General features: G+C 72.4%; 14 protein-coding genes. 10 read left to right on the forward strand and 4 right to left on the reverse strand.

Translation table 11 applies throughout. The features are described 5' to 3' along the window. The first annotated feature begins 10 nt into the window (after window positions 1–10). The 4 genes from ACGFNP_RS23160 to ACGFNP_RS23175 all read left to right on the forward strand — a co-directional run bounded on the left by ACGFNP_RS23160 (window position 11) and on the right by ACGFNP_RS23175 (window position 6,257). A complete protein-coding gene (locus tag ACGFNP_RS23160; protein WP_393321835.1) occupies window positions 11–904 on the forward strand; it encodes a DUF2877 domain-containing protein in 894 nt (297 codons plus the stop codon). After that, a complete protein-coding gene (locus ACGFNP_RS23165) occupies window positions 901–2,286 on the forward strand; it encodes an FdrA family protein (protein ID WP_358314212.1) in 1,386 nt (461 codons plus the stop codon). The genes ACGFNP_RS23160 and ACGFNP_RS23165 overlap by 4 nt, the downstream gene beginning before the upstream one ends. Then, a complete protein-coding gene (locus ACGFNP_RS23170) occupies window positions 2,283–3,665 on the forward strand; it encodes a DUF1116 domain-containing protein (RefSeq protein WP_358314215.1) in 1,383 nt (460 codons plus the stop codon). The genes ACGFNP_RS23165 and ACGFNP_RS23170 overlap by 4 nt, the downstream gene beginning before the upstream one ends. 159 nt (window positions 3,666–3,824) lie before the next feature. After that, window positions 3,825–6,257 (forward strand): serine/threonine-protein kinase, encoded by a 2,433-nt coding sequence (locus tag ACGFNP_RS23175; protein WP_393321839.1) that lies wholly within the window; start codon window positions 3,825–3,827, stop codon window positions 6,255–6,257. Between the two features lie 60 nt (window positions 6,258–6,317). On the opposite strand, the gene ACGFNP_RS23180 is transcribed toward ACGFNP_RS23175, so the two are convergent. Beyond that, window positions 6,318–7,100 (reverse strand): alpha/beta hydrolase family protein, encoded by a 783-nt coding sequence (locus ACGFNP_RS23180; RefSeq protein ID WP_393321842.1) that lies wholly within the window; start codon window positions 7,098–7,100, stop codon window positions 6,318–6,320. 123 nt (window positions 7,101–7,223) lie between these two features. Here ACGFNP_RS23180 and ACGFNP_RS23185 point away from each other — a divergent pair, with 123 nt between their 5' ends. Together ACGFNP_RS23185 and ACGFNP_RS23190 are read left to right on the forward strand one after the other, a co-directional pair. Next, window positions 7,224–8,039 carry an MOSC domain-containing protein gene (locus tag ACGFNP_RS23185; RefSeq protein WP_393321845.1) on the forward strand — a complete coding sequence of 272 codons (816 nt, stop codon included), beginning with the start codon at window positions 7,224–7,226 and terminating at the stop codon, window positions 8,037–8,039. A gap of 113 nt (window positions 8,040–8,152) precedes the next feature. After that, complete coding sequence (locus tag ACGFNP_RS23190; protein ID WP_358314227.1) at window positions 8,153–9,433, forward strand: MFS transporter; 1,281 nt, start codon at window positions 8,153–8,155, stop codon at window positions 9,431–9,433. Window positions 9,434–9,449: 16 nt separating this feature from the next. Here the strand turns inward: ACGFNP_RS23190 and ACGFNP_RS23195 are convergent, their stop codons facing one another. Together ACGFNP_RS23195 and ACGFNP_RS23200 are read right to left on the reverse strand one after the other, a co-directional pair. Next, window positions 9,450–11,015, reverse strand: coding sequence for a bifunctional 3'-5' exonuclease/DNA polymerase (locus tag ACGFNP_RS23195; RefSeq protein ID WP_393321848.1), 1,566 nt, complete (start codon window positions 11,013–11,015; stop codon window positions 9,450–9,452). A gap of 21 nt (window positions 11,016–11,036) precedes the next feature. After that, window positions 11,037–12,524, reverse strand: a complete 1,488-nt coding sequence (locus tag ACGFNP_RS23200) for a metallophosphoesterase family protein (protein ID WP_393321851.1) — start codon at window positions 12,522–12,524, stop codon at window positions 11,037–11,039. Window positions 12,525–12,673: 149 nt separating this feature from the next. Between ACGFNP_RS23200 and ACGFNP_RS23205 the strand changes: the two genes are divergently transcribed. Then, window positions 12,674–13,084: a tetratricopeptide repeat protein gene (locus ACGFNP_RS23205; protein ID WP_358314236.1), complete on the forward strand. Its 411-nt coding sequence runs from the start codon at window positions 12,674–12,676 to the stop codon at window positions 13,082–13,084. Window positions 13,085–13,094: 10 nt separating this feature from the next. Here ACGFNP_RS23205 and ACGFNP_RS23210 read toward each other — a convergent pair whose 3' ends face one another. After that, a complete protein-coding gene (locus ACGFNP_RS23210) occupies window positions 13,095–14,672 on the reverse strand; it encodes an FAD-binding oxidoreductase (RefSeq protein WP_393323623.1) in 1,578 nt (525 codons plus the stop codon). 31 nt (window positions 14,673–14,703) lie between these two features. Between ACGFNP_RS23210 and ACGFNP_RS23215 the strand changes: the two genes are divergently transcribed. The 3 genes from ACGFNP_RS23215 (at window position 14,704) to ACGFNP_RS23225 (ending at window position 17,693) form a co-directional block, all read left to right on the forward strand. Next, window positions 14,704–15,213, forward strand: coding sequence for a TetR/AcrR family transcriptional regulator (locus ACGFNP_RS23215; RefSeq protein ID WP_214636010.1), 510 nt, complete (start codon window positions 14,704–14,706; stop codon window positions 15,211–15,213). After that, on the forward strand, window positions 15,206–16,717 hold the full coding sequence (locus ACGFNP_RS23220) for a glycerol-3-phosphate dehydrogenase/oxidase (protein ID WP_358314239.1): 1,512 nt from the start codon (window positions 15,206–15,208) through the stop codon (window positions 16,715–16,717). Before ACGFNP_RS23215 ends, ACGFNP_RS23220 begins: the two co-directional genes overlap by 8 nt. A 61-nt stretch (window positions 16,718–16,778) precedes the next feature. Further along, complete coding sequence (locus tag ACGFNP_RS23225; RefSeq protein ID WP_358314242.1) at window positions 16,779–17,693, forward strand: sucrase ferredoxin; 915 nt, start codon at window positions 16,779–16,781, stop codon at window positions 17,691–17,693. Window positions 17,694–17,695: the final 2 nt, after the last annotated feature.

A 17,695-nucleotide genomic window follows, 5' to 3' on the forward strand; every position in this document is an offset into this window, starting at 1 on the left:
GGGAGGTTCGGTGACCGTCGGTACTCATGCGAGGCGCCCGCGTACCCATGTGACAGGGGCGGCCAGCGCGGCGGTACGCCCTGTGCTGGAGGCGCCGCGAAGCCCCGCCCGCGTGCTGGCCGTCTTCCCCGCCGGGGCGTACGTGGAGGTCAGGACTGATCTTGAGCCGTCCGTGATCGCCGTCATCACGGGCGCGGCGACCCGGCTGCCCAACTCCGTGCTGCTGGCCGCCGAGCTGCCGCACCTCACCGTGGGTGACGAGGCCGCCGTGGGCGACGGCTCCATCGAGCTGGGACGGCTGAGCCTGCGGGCGCGCCGCTGGTGGGATCCCGCGCCGCCGCTCGGTCAGGTCGATCCGGTACGGCTCAGACAGACCGCCCCTCACCTGGCCCCCGGCGAACCGGGACTGGCCGGCAACGCCGCCATCGAACTCCTGGCAACCAGCTGCGCGAGCGGCCGGTTGCTGGGCGCGGTGACGGCGGCCGAGCAGCTGGTCGGCCTCGGTCCGGGGCTGACGCCGAGCGGGGACGACGTGCTCGCCGGGCTGCTGGTCACGCTCAGGCACCTCGGCGCGGCGACCGGGTCGGACCGGGCGGTGTGGCTGGCGGACTGGCTGGCCGCGACCGTGACGTACGACGCCCGCGCCCGTACGACGCCGATCTCGGCGACGCTCCTGCACTGCGCGGCCAGAGGCGAGGCGAGCCCCGAGATGATCGCCGTGCTGCGCGGCCTCGCCGGGCGGCAGGAGCTCGAACCGGCGCGGCGGCGGCTGCGGGCGCTCGGCCACACCTCCGGATCCGACCTGCTCCAGGGCATCTCCATCGGCCTGAACGCCGTCCTTGCCATGACCGAAAGCCTGAGCGGGACCGGAACCCCGTCCGATGCCTTGAGCGTGCTCGGATGACCCGAGACGCGGTGCTCATCCGCAAGGGCGTCTACCACGACTCGGTCACCCTCATGCGGGTGAGCCGCTCACTGTCGGACCTGCCCGGCATGCAGGTGGCCATCGTCGCCATGGCCACGGAACTGAACCTCGGCCTGGCCCGCGACCTGGGCTTCGACCTGCCTCCCGCCGACCCGGGCGACCTGCTCGTCGCGCTGCGCGGCGACGGCGTGGAGGCCGCCGCCGGCGAGCTCGACCAGGCCCTGGCCCTGCTGTCCGCCTCCCGGACCCAGGCGGCCGACCAGCCCCCGCTCACCACTCGCTCGGCCGCCAGGACCCCGGCCGACCTGGTGCTGGTGTCGGTCCCCGGCGAGCACGCCTTCTGCGAGGCGCTCGACGCGGTCCACGCGGGCCTGCCCGTGATGATCTTCAGCGACGGCGTCCCGGTCGCCCAGGAGCGGCGGCTCAAGCTGCTGGCCGAGGAGCGGGACGTGCTGGTCATGGGCCCCGACTGCGGCACCGCCGTGATCGCCGGCGCCGGGCTGGGCTTCGCCAACGTGCTCAGGCCGGGCCCGGTCGGCGTCGTCGCGGCCTCCGGTACCGGCGCCCAGCAGGTGACGTCCCTGCTCGACCAGGCGGGGGCCGGGGTGAGCCACGTGCTCGGCGTGGGCGGCAGGGACCTGTCGGCCGAGGTGGGCGGCCTGTCGACGATGCGGGCGCTGCGCATGCTGGACGACGACCCGGCCACCGAGCTGATCGTGCTCGTCTCCAAGCCGCCCGACCCGGCGGTGGCGCGGGCCGTACAGGAGGTGGTGGAGACGCTGCGTACGCCGGTCGTCTCCGCGCTGCTCGGGGAGCGCGACCTGACGTCGGCGACAGAGGAGGCGCTGCGCGCCCTCGGCCGGCCGGTCCCCGCATGGGAGTCGTGGCCCGGCTGGTCGCCCACGTCGACGTACACGAAGCTCAAGGGCATCTACTCGGGCGGCACGCTCTGCGCCGAGGCGAGCCTGATCGCCGGGTCGGGCGAGTTCACCGACTACGGCGACGACGCCTACACCCGGGGACGCGCCCATCCGATGATCGACCCGACGCTGCGCCTGGAGGCCCTCGCCCAGGTGGAGCCGGGCGACGTGATCCTGATGGACGTCGTGCTCGGCCACGGCGCCGACCCCGACCCGGCGGCCTCGCTCGCCTCGGCCATCGCCCACGTCACCGCCCGCACCACCTATCACGCCCCCAGCCACGCGAGCGGCCACGGGGCCGCCACCGTCGTCGTCGCGCTCATCGGCACCGAGGGCGATCCGCAGGGCCTGCACCGGCAGGCCGCCGCGTTCCGCGAGGCGGGCGCGACCGTCTTCACGTCCAACGCCCAAGCCGCCCGGCACGCCAGGAACCTCCTATGACCCTGCTCTCTGGCCCGCCCCACGTGATCACCGTCGGCGCCGGCCTCCTCCAGGAGTCGCTCGACGCGCAGGCCGTGCCCACGACCGCCGTCGCGTGGCGCCCGCCCCTGCCCGGCACCGCGGACGCGCTCGCCCGGGTGCTCGCCGACCCGCGCCTGCCCGCGGCCAACGAGCGCGCCGTCGGCCGCCTGACCTCGGCCCGTCCCCAGCTCGTCGGCGTACGGCGGGCCTCGGAGGTGCTCGGCCTGCCGGAGCTGATGTTCCTGCACGCGGGCCCGCCCATCGACTGGGAACGCGCGTCGGGCCCGATGCGCGGGGCGCTGATCGGCGCGATGCTGCTCGAGGAGTACGCCCGCGACGTGCCGTCGGCCGAGCAGTTGCTCGCCTCCGGGCAGGTGCGCCTGGAGCCCTGCCACCGGCACGCGACCGTCGGCCCGATGGCGGGCGTGGTGAGCCCGTCGATGTGGATGCTGGAGGTGCGCGACACCGAGCATGGCGGCACGGCGTACTGCTCGCTCAACGAGGGCCTGGGCAAGGTGCTGCGTTACGGCGCGTACGGGCCCGAGGTGCTCGACCGGCTGCACTGGATGGACCGGGTGCTCGGGCCTGTCCTTTCGGCGGCGATCGAGCTGAGCGGGCCCATCGACCTGCGCGCGCTGATCGCGCAGGCGCTGCAGATGGGCGACGAGCTGCACAACCGCAACCGCGCGGCCACCTCACTGCTTCTGCGCGAGCTGGCCCCGTGGGTGGTCGAGGCCGCGGCCGGCAGCGCCGCCGAGGTGCTGCGCTTCGTCAACGGCAACGACCACTTCTTCCTGAACGCCGCCATGGCCGCGGGCAAGGTGAGCACCGACGCGGCCAGAAACGTGCCGGGCTCCTCGATGGTCGTCGCCATGGCCCGCAACGGCACCGATTTCGGGGTGCAGGTCTCGGGGCTGGGCGATCAGTGGTTCACCGGTCCGGCGGGCGTACCGGACGGGCTCTACCTCGGCGCGTACGGCCCGGCGGACGCCAACCCGGACATCGGCGACTCAACGATCACCGAGACGTCCGGCCTGGGCGGGTTCGCGATGGCGGCGTCTCCGGCCATCGTCCGCTTCGTCGGCGGTGAGGTGGCGGACGCGGTGGCGGCGACCCGGTCCATGTACGAGATCACGCTGGCCGAGCATCCCGCCTATCAGATCCCGGGGCTCGGTTTCCGCGGCACGCCGGTCGGCATCGACCTCACGCTGGTGGCCAGGACCGGTGTCCTGCCCGTCGTCAACACGGGTATCGCGGGCCGCGTGGCGGGCACCGGTCAGGTAGGAGCGGGCCTGGTGAAACCGCCCGTAGAGGCATTCACCAGCGCATTGATAGCACTGGCCGACCGCTCTGACTGATCCATTTGATGGATGATATTTCCGCACGTCAAGGCATTTGTAAGAAGCGCGTTGGGTTCCTTTGGCGATGACCTGCCTATATCGTGGCCAACGCTCATAATCTGGAAGTATGGCGGCGCGACGCTTGTGACCGATGAGGCTGGAGATTGGGGCGGGAACATGGCAGCCGACCGCTTGCTCAGCGGCACCGGTGCGGAGGGAAACGCTTCACAGAGCCAGGGTCGTCTGATCGGCAGGCGTTACCGGTTGATGTCACCGGTCGGCCGAGGCGGCATGGGGATCGTGTGGCACGCGCATGACGTGCTTCTCGCCCGCGACGTGGCGGTCAAGGAGCTGATCCTCCCGTACGGACTGGACCAGACGGGCAGGCAAGTGGCCCACCGGCGCGTGCTGCGGGAGGCCAGGTCCGCCGCACGGCTGACCCACCCGGGCATCGTGACCGTGCACGACGTGGTCGAAGAGGACGGCCGGCCGTGGATCGTCATGGAACTGGTCCGGGCCTGGTCCCTCGAACAGGCGGTCCGGCAGAGCGGACCGCTCCCGGTGATCCAGGCGGCGGAGATCGGCATCCGGGTGCTCGACGCGGTCAGGCACGCGCACGCGGCCGGGATCCTGCACCGTGACATCAAGCCGGGCAACGTCCTGCTCACCGCGGACCGCGTGATCCTCACGGACTTCGGCATCGCCGCGATCGAGGGTGACGTCACGATCACCCAGACCGGACTGCTCATGGGCTCGCCCGCCTACATCCCGCCGGAACGGCTGTCCGGGCAGTCGATCACCCAGGCGGCCGACCTGTGGTCGTTCGGGGCGACGATGTACGCCGCGGTCGAGGGGCGCCCGCCGTACGAGGGGCCGGACCCGATCGCGGTGCTGGGCGCGGTCCTCACGCAGGAACCGGTCACGCCGCAGCGGGCGGGCGCGCTGGCACCGGTGATCGAGGGCCTGCTGCGCAAGGACCCGGCCGAACGCCTCACCGCCGAACAGGTCAGCGACATGCTGGAACGGGTCCTGCACGCGCACGGCTCGGTCCGCCCGCGCCCCGCCGAATCCGCGCGGTCCCTGCCGACGCGGACGGACTCGACGCCGGCCGAGTTGCTGCCGCCGCTGGACATGCCGTCCGGGCCGATGCCGTCGCGGATCGTGGAGACCCCCTCGGGGCCGGTACGGGTGCCGTACGACCCGCTGAACAGCCCGTCGGGCGGCTACTCCATGCCGTACGACGGGATGTCCACCCCGTCCGGCAGCCACCGCACGGACGCGCTGCCCCGGGCGGACGGGTTTGACGCGTTCACCAGCCCGTCGGGGTCGCACCGGGTACCGGGGACCGGCCCGCATCCGTCGCAGAGCGACCCGGCCGGCCCGTCGGTGGTACGCCCCTTCACCGGCGGCCAGACAGGACCGCTGGGCGGCCCCCCGTCACGGGACTTCCCGTCGCATGACTACGCCTCGCAGGGCTACCCGTCCCAGGGCTACCCGTCCCAGGATTACGCGTCCCAGGACTACGCGTCGCAGGACTACGGGTCGCAGGGCTTCCCACCGCCGGACTACCCGTCGGGCGGGCCACCGTCGTCGCCGGGCTTCCCGCCAGGAGGGCCGCCGTCGTCGCCGGGCTTCGCGTCCGGCGGGCCGCTCGGAGCGCCGCCTTCGTCGCCGTCCGGTGCGCCGCCTTCGTTCGGCGGCCCATCGGGATCGCATCGGGTGCCCGACCGCTCACCGTTCGGCGGCCCCTCGGGCCCGCGCCGCGGCTCGGCGGGCCCGGAATCGCGCGACGACGCCTTCGGCCCGTCGGGACCGCAGCCGATCCTGCCCCTGACCAGTGACAGCCGCGCCGCCCCCTGGCCCCTGGCCTCGTCCGACCACCTGCGCGACCAGGCCATCGACCTGTCGCGCGACCTGACCCACAACCGCCTGGCCAGCCTGCCCAGCGCCTCGCAACGCCTGACCAAGAGCAGGCGCAGGGTCGAGGACGACGACGGCGGCTGGCTCCGCGACGGCCGCCCCACCCCGCGCCTGATCGTCACCGCCATCGCGGCACTCGGCGCGATCGTGGCCGTCGTCCTGTACGTCCGCACGGATGGCACACCCGCTCCGGTGCCGAGCGCGGCGACCACCGTCGCGTCGCAGCCCGCCGCCGACGACCCCCTGACGGCGACCGTGCCCGACGGCTTCGGCGAGCAGACCCCACCCGGTTTCTCCGCCGCCGTGCCCAACGGCTGGAAGCTGACCGCGTCAGGCGGTGACGCCACGTTCACCGGCCCCAAGGACTCGGGCATGACGACCCGGGTCGAGCAGGCGACCCCGCAGCCGGACGGCGGCCTGGCGGAGCTGGCCCGCGAGGAGGCGGACGGCCGCGTCGACGGTTACATCCAGGTCCAGCTCCAGGCGACGCGGTATCGCGACTGGAAGGCGGCCGACTGGGAGTACACCTACACGCTGGCCAACGGCGTCCCCATGCACGCCCTGACCCGGTACGTCACGATGGACGACACCAACGCCTTCAAGATCATCTTTACCATGCCCGAGCTCAAGTGGGACGACCAGGCCGAAACCCGCAAGGTCTTCTTCGACACCTTCCGCCAGACGACCTGACCCCCCGCCCACCGCGCCATGAGCGCGGGTGGGCGGGTCACGCGGCCGGGATCTGAACGGTCACCGCGCGCCGAGGGCGCGGTCGAGGAAGTCGCGGACCGTCGTGGCCAGTTCGGCGCGGTGGTCGGACAGGGCGTGGTCGGTGGCCCATTCATGGTGTTCGAGCGCGGCCCCCGCGTACGCGGGCACCAGCGGCCGGTGGTGCACCTCGGCGGGCGTCACGGGGTCGAGTCCGGTCCCGATGAGCATCACCGGGCGTCCGGCGAACGCGGGTGCCAGCGAGGCCAGGCTCCACCGCTCCCCCGCGGCCTCCATCTCGGCCACCAGCGCCTCGCCGCTGGTGCCGGTGAGCGGGAGCAGTTCGTCGTCGAACGCCTCGACGTACGCCCGCCGCCCCTCGGCGTCGAGCCCGCGGGTGATCGTACCGAAGTCGAAGGCGGACACCGACACGGTGGCCGCGATGCCCGGATCGGCGGCGCCCGTCATCAGCGCCACGAACCCCCCGAAGCTATGTCCGACCACGGCGACCCGCTCCGGGTCGAGCCGGTGTTCTACCGCGAACGGCTTGTCCCGCACGGCCGCCACCACCCGCGCCGCGTCCGCCAGGCCGTTCGCCCACGACCAGTGCCCGCCGACTCCCCAGGAGCCCCGGTAGTGGAAGACCAGGCTGGCGTACCCGGCCCGGCGCAGCGCCTGGGCGAGATCGAAGTTGCGCTCGTTCCCGGGAAAACCGTGCAGCAGCACCACCACCGGATGCGGCCCCTCGCCCGCCGGCAGGTGCAGCACCCCCAGCAACGGCACCCCGTCGCTGTCGAACGTCACCCCAGGTGTGGCAGCCCTCATACACCTCTCCTCTCTCGGAACGATCAGTACGCTAACAGCCGCCCGACGACCCACCCCCAACGCCTCGGCCCTCGGCGAAGCGCCGGATGTCCCCGCAGGTGAGCGTCAGGTACCGTCGGCCGCATGAAGCTGGCGAGCATCCACTTTTATCCCGTCAAGTCGACGAGCGGACACGACGTGCGAGAGGCCGAGGTCCAGCCTTGGGGCCTGGCCGGTGACCGGCGCTACCTCGTCCTCGACGAGCACGGCGTGATACTGACCGCCCGCGAGTTCCCCCGGTTGCTGATGTGCCTGCCGGAGCTGGACGGCGAGACGCTCACGCTCACCGGCCCGCATGCCGCGCCGCTGCGGGTCACCCCCACCTCCACCCGTTCCGTGATCAACATGCGGAACACGCCGGTGGAGCTGACCGACTGCGGTGACGACGCCGCCGCGTGGCTGACCGCGCTGATCGACCGCCCCGCCCGGCTGGCCTGGCTGGACGACCCGACCCGCCGTCCCGTCGATCCCGAGTACGGCCGGCCGGACGACCGGGTCAGCCTGGCCGACGCGTACCCGCTGCTGCTCACGTCCACGGCCTCGCTGGCGCAGCTCAACGACTGGATCGCGGAGACGGCGGTCGAGCGCGGCGAGGAGTTGCCCGCGCCGCTACCCATGAGCAGGTTCCGGCCGAACGTGGTCGTGGACGGCGCGGAGACCGCCTTCGCCGAGGACGGATGGAAGCGGATCCGCATCGGCGACACGGAGTTCCGGGTGGTCAAGAGCTGCGACCGTTGCGTGCTGACCACCGTCGACACCCGCACCTACACCAAGGGCAAGGAGCCCATCCGCACCCTGGCCAAGCACCGCCGGTGGGACGGCAAGGTCTGGTTCGGCAGGAACCTCATCCCGGAGGCACCGGGCCGGATCACGCAGGGCGATCCGGTAGCGGTCCTTTGAGCGCGGCGGCGGGCGATCGAGCACCCGAAAGCATCCTGCATATGGCCGAATACCACCGCGTGGGGTGATTTGGGTCTTTAGGGGGATCTCGGGGGCTATGCGAGACTTCACACGTGACCAGCGCCCCTATTAAGCCCTATATTTCATCCCCTGACCGGATCCGGGTCGTCCAGCGGCGCACTCTCGCGATCCTGTCCGCCGCGCAAATAGTGGGTGGCGTAGGCGTCGCCGTCGGCTTGGCCCTGAGTTCGGTCGTCGTCGACGAGCTCTCCGGCTCCACCGTGATCAGCGGCTTCGCGGGCACCGCGACCGTCCTCGGCGCGGCCCTGCTGGCGCTGCCGACCGCCAAGGCGTCCGGCCGGGGCGGCCGGCGGGCGGGCCTGGCGCTGGCGTACGTCGCCGCGCTGGCGGGCTGCGTGGTGTCGGTCGGCGCCATCAGCCTCCGCAACTGGCCGCTGCTGCTGGCCGGGCTGGTCCTGGTGGGCGGCGGCAGCGCGGGCAACCTGGCGGCCCGCTACTCGGCGACCGACCTGTCACCGTCGGGGCACGCCGCCAGGCACCTGTCCCTGGTCGTCTGGGCGGCCACCATCGGCTCCGTCGCCGGCCCGAACCTGGCCAAGCCCGCCGACCAGATCGGCATGGCCGCCGGCCTGGTGGAGAAGGCCGGGCCGTTCGCGTTCGCGGCGCTGGCGTTCGCGCTGGCGATGCTCATCATCCTGGTGGGCCTGCGCCCGGACCCGCTCAAACTGGCCCGCGAGCTGAACGGCACGCAGCCCCCCGCCCCCGGCCGGAACCGGACGATCAGGAACGCCTGGACGACCCTGCGCACCACCCCCATGGCCCGCAAGGCCCTGGTCATGATCGCGATCAGCCACACGGCGATGGTGTCGGTCATGTCGATGACCCCGGTCAAACTCCACCACGACGGCGCGAACCTGGACGTCATCGGCCTGGTGATCAGCCTGCACATCGCCGGGATGTACGTCATGTCGCCGGTGGTGGGCTGGCTGGCCGACAAGGCGGGCAAGGTGCCGGTGCTGCTGCTCGGCATGGCGTTGCTGCTCAGCTCCGCCGTTCTGGCGGGTACGGCCGGGCACCGCGTCTGGCAGGTGAGCACCGCGCTGATCCTGCTCGGCCTGGGCTGGTCGTGCGGCCTGGTGGCCGGGTCGGCGCTGGTCTCGGAGTCAGTGCCGGTCGGGAGCCGTCCCGCCGTGCAGGGCCTGTCCGACCTGCTGATGAACGTGTGCGGCGCCACCGGCACGATCGTCGCGGGCGCGATCGTGGGCGGGCTGTCGTACGGGGTGCTCGGGCTGGTGGTGGGCGTGATGGTGACACTGGCCGGAGTCTGGCTGGCGATCACCTGGCACCGCGCGCCGGGAGAAGTCACCGCCTGACGTACGGAGAAACGCGTCACTTCGCGTCGGCGTAGCAGGAGACCGCGACCGCCTCCATCGGGAACCGCACCGGCGTCTGCCCGAACAGCAGCCGGCTGGCCTCGGCGGCCGACTCCGACACCGCGGCGATGATCTCTTCGGCCTGGCCGAGCGGGCAGTGCACCATGATCTCGTCGTGCTGGAAGAACACCAGCCGGGCCGGGCCGGACAACCGCCCGCGCAGCACCGCCATCAGCACCAGCGCCCACTCGGCGGCGGTGGCCTGCACGACGAAGTTGCGGGTGAACCGCCCCCGATCACGCAGCGCCCTGCTCCCCTCGGGCCCCGACACCAGGGACTTCCACCGGTCGGACGGCGGCGGACTGGTGCGGCCGAGCCAGGAACGCACCAGCCGCCCCTCCTCCCCCGCCTTGGCCGCGTCCTCGACGAACTGGTACGCCTTGGGGAAGCGCTGCCGCATGACCGCCAGCAGCTTGGGCGCGTCACCGCTGGTGCCCCCGTACATGGCGGACAGCATCGCGATCTTGGCGTGGTCGCGCTCGCCCCCGAACGACTTGGCCAGCGCCGAGTAGAGATCGATCTCCCCCGCCGCCCGCGCCAGCCCGTTGTCTCCGGCCATCGCGGCCAGCACCCGCGGCTCCAGCTGGGCGGCGTCGGCGACGATCAGGGTCCAGCCGTCGTCGGCGACCACCACGCGGCGCATCACCTTGGGGATCTGCAACGCGCCGCCACCGCTGGTGGCCCACCGCCCCGACACCACGCCGCCCACCACGTACTCGGCACGGAAGCGCCCGTCGCGCACCCATTGGTCGGCCCAGACCCACCCGTGGAAGCTGTGGAGCCGGGCCAGCTCCTTGTAGGCGAGCAGCGGCGCGACGGCCGGATGGTCGATCTGCTTGAGCTCCTCCGACCGGGTGGTCCTGAGCGCGACGCCCGCCGCCTTGAACGCCTTGACCAGTTGCTGCACCGAGTCGGGATTGACCGGATGCCCGAACGCCGCCGACACCTCGTCGGCCAGCGCCTGGAGCTTGGCCGGGCGCATGCCGTGCACCGGGCGCGGCCCGAGCAGGTCGGTGAGCAGGGCTTCGTGCACGTCGCGGCGCCACGGCATGCCGTCGTAACCCATCTCGGCGGCGATCAGCGCGCCCGCCGACTCGGCCGCCACCAGCAGCCGGAACCGCCCGGGGTCCGGCAGCGCCTCGATCCGGCGCAGTTGGTCGGCCAGCACCTCCGCCACCGCCTCCGCGCCGAGCGGCTCGGGCGCGAACAGGGTGTCGGGCATGTTGGGCTGCTCGTCGGGCACCGGCAGGCCGTGCAGCCTGGCGTGGGCGGCCTTGGCCGAGCGCGGCTGGCCGTAGCGTCCCTCATGAGCGAGCAGCAGGCCCTCGGTGAGGGCCAGATCGTGACAGCGTGACACCCGCACACCGCTGCGCAGCAGGGGCGGATAGGCCTCGCGCGCGTCCGCCCAGACCCAGCGCGGCCGCTCGGCTTCGAGCTCTCGTACGGCCCGCGCCAGGTCGTCGACCTGACGAGCCGGGCCGCCGACCGGGAGGATCGTCCGGTCTGTCACCACTACGTGCACGCCGTCCAGCCTGCCAGGTGACTACGACAAACTGATGTGCACCTCGTCCTCCATCGGCGGATCCACCTCCTGCGGCAGGCAGCCGGTGGCGGCGAAACAGCGCACCTTGAGCAGGTCGGGCGTGACCGAAAGGTGCAGGAACTGCTTGAAGAACGGTGGTGTGTCCCAGTCGGAGAGCTCGGAGAGGTACCGGTGGAAGACCGTCCCCACGGGCAGCCGGAACGGCATCGGCCAGGCCCCGAGCAGCCGGGCCGCCCACCTCATCCTGCGGGTGATCTTGATGGGCCCCGCGACGGGCCGGACCGGGGTGTTCTTGATCTGCTCCGCCATGATGCAGGCGGCCTCGGCCGGGGTGAGGTAGATCCACTTCATCCGGAGCCGCTTCGCGTACAGCTGGCTGTAGAAGGACAGCGAGTCTCCGCGCAGCGGATAGCACTTGAAGTCGTCCTCGTGCACGCCCGCCACGTCCACCCGGCGGGTGGTGTGGGTGGCGTGCATGAACGCGCCCCCGCCGCCGGAGACGATGTACTGGATCACCCGGTCGCCCACTCTGACGGGGTAGCGCTGGTAGTTGTGCACGTCGCCGCCGATGGCGGCCACGTAGCGGTGTTCGGGGGCGCGGATGATGTCGTCGATCGTGCCGCCGCCCTCCAGCGGGGACGGCTTGTAGTCGTTGCGCGTGTAGATCGGCTTGCCGGTGACGAGGATCTTCGGGCGCGGGTCCAGCGAGACGCGGCGCAGCCACTCGGTCTGCTGCGCGTCGATCCCCCCTTGGATGCCGGTGTCGACGCCCACGATGAGCAGGCTGGGGGTCTCGATCACCCAGTAGGGCCCCGGCTGCGCGGCCTGCTGCGACGGCCGCTCCCTGAACCTGCGCGCCTCGGCCAGGAGCCGCTCGTCGATCGTGTCCGACTTGCGCCAGAGCAGGCCGCGCAGCCCGGACTCCCGCTTGGGCTTGAGCGCCTGGGCGTCGCAGAACACGCGCATGAACCCGCCGAGCCCGTCGTACCAGTCGTGGTTGCCGGGGATCGCGTAGATCGGAGCGTCATAGTCCTTGTACGGCCGGAAGAACTTGTTCTCGTACTCGTTGCCGGACCCGGCCGGATACAGCACGTCGCTGGCGATGACGGCGAAGGAGGTGCCTTCGCCCACCTTGAGCAGGCCGGGCACGACCGCGTACTGGGAGGCGTCGCCCTCACCCGTGTCGCCGAGCAGCAGGAAGCTGAAGCTCTCCCCCACCTCGGGCCGGACGCGGAAGTCCGGGTCGGCGCCACGGGCCGCCTGCTCGGCCACCCACCTGCGGCGCACCTGCCCGGACGGGTCGCCTAAGAGCCCGGCGACGATCTGGTTGCGCGAGTGCCACAGCGTGCGCGGGCTGAACCAGGTGAACCCCTTCGTGTCCGGTCTCAGCCCGGTGAACGTGCCGATCCGCTGGCACGCCCACCCCGCGCCTTCCTCCGACACCCGGGAGGAGAGCTGCTTTCCACGCTCAGCCGCGACTTCCACCATGACCACATCTTTACCGCGATCTTCCCCAAGCCGCACCCTCTTCCCCAAGCACATCCGGAACGCAGCGTGCCGTGGGGAACACAATCGGTTCGTGATGGTGTAACCTCACGCCCCAAGCAAGCGGTTCGTCGCCGCCGAGGGGGGCTGCCATGGCCCGGAACGGTTCGGACGACGCCACCCGGAAAGGCACCATGGGGGTGGCCGCCGTCGAGGGACTGCTGGCGTACGCCGGCAGACGGTCACGCTGGGGCGGGGGCGCGCTCAGCAGAGTCCACGAGGCGATCGGGCTCAGCCGGGAGCTGGTCGCCGCGGACCCCGACGAGCACTCCGTGCTGCTCGCCCGCTGCCTGCGGGCCGCCGCCAAGCTGCTGCTGCGGCGCGGCCAGGCCCAGGAGGCGCTGCCACTCGCCCAGGAGGCCGTCGAACTCTGCCGCCCGTCGGGTGGCGCGCCGCTGATCGTCTCGCTGGCCTGCCTGTCGGACGTCTACGAGGCCCTCCAGCGGTACGGCGACGCGGCGGAGGCCATGACGGAGGCCACGGCGGTCGACCCACCCGACTGACCGCGGGGGCTCAGGGGATCAGGATGCCGGGGTTCAGGATGCCCGCGGGGTCGAGCCGGGATTTGACCGCCCGCAGGATGTCCACGCCCACCGGCCCCAGCTCCGCCGCGTACGCCTCGCGGTGGTCGCGGCCGACGCCGTGGTGGTGCGAGATCGTGCCGCCCGCCGCCACGATGGCCGCGCTGACCGCCTCCTTGGCCCGCTCCCACTGCTCCACCGGGTCCCCCTTCTGCGCGGTGACGACGGTGAAGTACAGCGAGGCCCCGGTCTCGTACACGTGCGAGACATGGCACATGACCAGCGGCGACTCCAGCGCCCCGAGCAGCGCCAGCCGCACCGCGTCGTACAGGCGCGGCAGCGCGGACCAGAACCCGGCCGTCTCCACGGTCTCCACCGTCGCGCCGACGGCCAGCAGCGAGTCGCGCAGGTACGGCGCCGCGAACCGGCCGTGCTCCCACGCCTGTCCGGGCTCGGTCCCGAGCGGCACCCCGCCCATCCGCGCCAGCACCGCCCCCGCCCCGGCCCGCCGCCCCTCGGCCGACGTCTCCGGTGGTCCGGCCGCCGGTCCCTCGTAGCCCGCGATCACCAGGCAGCCGGAGTCACCGCCCCCGATGGCGTCCGGCCGGGCGAGCCCGATCATGGTCTCCGTCTCGTCCGAGAGCCGCAGCACCGTCGGCAGCGGCCCTTCCTGCGCCAGGACCCGCAGCGCGGCCGCCCCCTCCTGGAACGACCCGAAGCGCCACCCTTCGTACACCCGCCGCTCGGGCACCCGCCGCACCCGCAGCCGCAGTGCCGTGATCACGCCGAACACCCCCTCCGACCCCAGCAGGAGCTGCCGCAGATCGGGCCCGGCCGCCGACTTCGGCGCGCGCCCCAGGGACAGGTCGCCGGAGGGCGTGGCGACGGTCAGTCCCACCACCATGTCGTCGAACCGCCCGTACCCCGCCGAAGCCTGCCCGCTGGACCGGGCCGCCGCGAACCCGCCCAGCGTGGCGTACTCGAACGACTGCGGGAAATGCCCCAGGGTCAGCCCGTGCCGTTCGAGCAGCCGCTCGGCCTCGGGCGCCCGGAGCCCCGGCTCGACGGTGACGACCATCGACTCGGCGTCGACCGAGACGAGCCGGTCGAGCCGGGCCAGGTCCAGCGCCACCACCCCGGCGAAGCCGGACCGGGCCGCCGCCAGGCCGCCGACCACGGACGTGCCGCCGCCGAAGGGCACCACCGCGATCCGCTCGGCGGCGCACAGTCGCAGCAGCGCGGCCACCTCGTCGTGCGACCCGGGCAGCACCACGGCGTCGGGCGCGTCCGAGCCGTCTCCCGCGCGCATCCGCAGCAGGTCGGGCGTGGACTTGCCGCGCGTGTGCCCGATCCTGGCCGCGCGCGAGGTCAGCACGTGCTCGTGGCCCACCACCTCGGCCAGCGCGGCCAGGCGCGCGGGCGGGAGTGCGACCGGGGCCAGCCGTACGGACTCGAAGGAGACGGCGGGCGCGGCCGGCTCGCGCACGCCCAGCAGGTCGTGGAGCAGCGCGCGGATCTGCTGGGGCAGCTCGCGGGCCTTGGCGGGGTCGCCCCAGCCCGACCAGAGCATGGGTTCGTTCAGCACGTCTACACTGTGACATATGACGTCGATTCGTCACAATGACGGCGTGCTGGACGCGGCCCGCGACTGTGTGCTCGCCTACGGGGTGCGGCGCACCACGCTCACCGACGTGGCGCGCCGGGCGGGGGTGTCCCGGATGACGCTCTATCGCCGCTGGCCCGACGTGCGGAGCCTGGTCGCCGACGTGATGACGCGGGAGTGGGTGCTGGCGGTCACGGATCTCGACATGTCGGATCCGGTCGCGGCGGTCGTCGAAGGGGTACGACGGCTGCGCGGGCATCCGCTCTGGCGCAAGATCGTGGAAGCGGATCCGGAGCTGCTCCTGCCGTACCTGCTGGATCGGCGCGGCGCCACCCACGAGGCGGTGCTGGCCGTGCTCGAAGACGTCGTCGGCGACCGCCGCAAGGCCAGGGCGGTGCTGCTCGTGGCGCAGTCGTTCCTGCTGTCGGCGCCCACCATGCTCGACCCCGTGACACTCGACGAACTCGACGCCGAACTCGCCACCCTGCTGGAGGCCTACCTTGGATAGCTCGCTGAACGCGCCGCGACGGGCCCGCGAGCTGGCCGTGGTCGCGGAGGAGACCGTCGATGTGCTGGTCGTGGGCCTGGGCGCGACGGGTGCGGGCGCGGCGCTCGACGCCGCTTCGCGTGGTCTCACCGTAGCGGCGATCGACGCGCACGACCTGGCTTTCGGCACATCGCGGTGGAGTTCCAAGCTCATTCACGGCGGGCTCCGCTACCTCGCCAGGGGCCAGGTGGGCGTCGCCCGCGAAAGCGCCGTCGAGCGCGGCATCCTGCTGCGGCGGACGGCTCCGCACCTGGTCAAGGCGCACCCGTACGTGCTGCCGCTGACGCCGGAGGTCTCCAGGCCCCAGGCGAAGCTGCTGATGACCGGCTACCGGCTCGGCGACGCCCTGCGCGCCACCGCCCTCACGCCGCGCCGCCTGCTGCCCGGCCCGTCCCGGCTGACGGCCGCCCGGGCGCACACGCTGGCGCCCATGCTGAGCGAGCACGGCCTGCGGGGCGGGCTGCTGTCCTGGGACGGCCGCGTGCTCGACGACGCCCGGCTGGTCGTCGCCATTGCCCGGACGGCGGCGGCGCACGGGGCGCGGATCCTGACCCGTTGCCGCGCCCTGGAACTGACCGGCGAGGGCGCCAAGGTCCGCGACGAGCTGACCGGCGCGGAGTTCGGCATCCGGGCCAGGACGGTGATCAACGCGGCGGGCGTGTGGGCGGGCCTGCTGGATCCCCAGGTGGAGCTGCGCCCGTCACGTGGCACACACCTCGTGCTCCGCCCCGGGACCCTGCCCGGCCTCCTGTCCGGGTTGCACATCCCGATACCCGGAGAGAGCAACCGATTCGCGCTCGTACTCCCCCAAGCCGACGGCCGCGTGTACGTGGGCCTGACCGACGAACCTCTCGACGGCCCCGTCCCCGACGTGCCCGAGGCGCCCGAGGAGGACATCAGGGCGCTCCTGAGCGTGCTCAACACGGTTCTGGCGGCACCGGTGGCCCGCGAGGCCGTCGCGGGCGCCTACGCGGGGCTCAGGCCGCTCCTGGCGGCGGACGGGCGGACGGCCGACGTCTCCCGCAAGCACGCCGTGTTCGCGGATGGAGGCCTCATCACGGTCGTGGGCGGCAAGCTCACGACATACCGGCGGATGGCGGAGGACGCGGTGGATCGAGCGGTCTCGGCGCGGAACCTCCGGGCGGGCCCGAGCCGCACCACCTCGCTCCCGCTCGTCGGAGCCGTCCAGAATCATGGCGCCCCGCCCCCGGCCGGCGGGCCGGACCGCACGCCCGAGCGGCTGGTCGCCCGCTACGGCTTCGAGGCGGCGGCCGTGCACGAGCTCGTCAAGGCGCATCCCGAAGAGGTCTGTCTCGGCATCACCCTGGGCGAGCTGCGGTGGTCCGTCGCCCACGAGGGCGCGCTCGACGCGGACGACCTGCTCGACCGCAGGACCAGGATCGGGCTCGTCCCCGAGGACAGGGCGGCGGCGCTGCCCGCCGCGCGGGCGGCGTTTGCCGGATAACACCTTTACCCCCTCGCCGTTAGGTTAGTCTTACCTAATTCGCAAGTGAGGGAGGAAGGCGTTGACCAGGGCCTGCGAGCATCCGGACGGCTCCCACACCGGCGCTGTGCCGAATCTGGCCAGCGCCACCGTGGGAGCCCGGCTGTGGCTACTCGTCGAGTACGACGGGCCGTGGCCGTCGCATCTGGAAAGCTTCGAGCTTCCTGAGAGAATCTCGAAACTCGTGCAGCGCGCCCTCGAACGTGGCATCCGGCCCCAGCTCATCCGCCGCCCCGGCCGGCGAGCCCGCCCGCAGGAGCAGGACCTGCGTGTGCTAGTGGGCTACGCCATAGGCCCCAACCCCTGGCTGGCCAGCGGAGTCATCGCAGGTCCCGAAGATCTTGACCTCGACGCGCTGGTGGCCGGAGTGGTCCCGGAGTCCTGCATACTTGAAGACGAGCCGGTATTTCTGGTCTGCACGCACGCCAAGCGCAATGCGTGTTGCGCCCGCATTGGACTACCCCTCGCTCGGACACTGGCCGAAAACTGGCCGGACAGAGTGTGGGAAACGTCACACGTTGGCGGCGATCGTTACGCCGCCAACCTCGTGTGCTTGCCACACGGAATTTTCTACGGCAGCATGTCTCAGGCTGCTGCGATCGCAGCGGCTAACGCGTACCGGTCGGGCGAGATCATTCTCGACCGTTACCGGGGACGCGCAGGCATCCCTGAGCCATTGCAAGCCGTCGAGCACTTCGCCCGAACCCATACGGGAGAGCGTTCTGTCGGCGCAGTGGCCGTGGAATCCTCCAGGTCGGACGGCGACGTCACCGAAGCCATCGTGCGCTGCGGCGACGTCCGGTTCCAGGTTGTGGTTGAGCCATCGGTGCTCCAAGCGCCGTGTGGTACGGCTTGCGCCGAGAAGATCACCACCTACCGGCTGGTTTCGCTGGACAGGCTCAGGCCTGTGCGGTACGCCACGCCCGCGCTTACCTGATC

Source organism: Nonomuraea sp. NPDC049269 (assembly GCF_043197155.1).
GTDB lineage: Bacteria > Actinomycetota > Actinomycetes > Streptosporangiales > Streptosporangiaceae > Nonomuraea.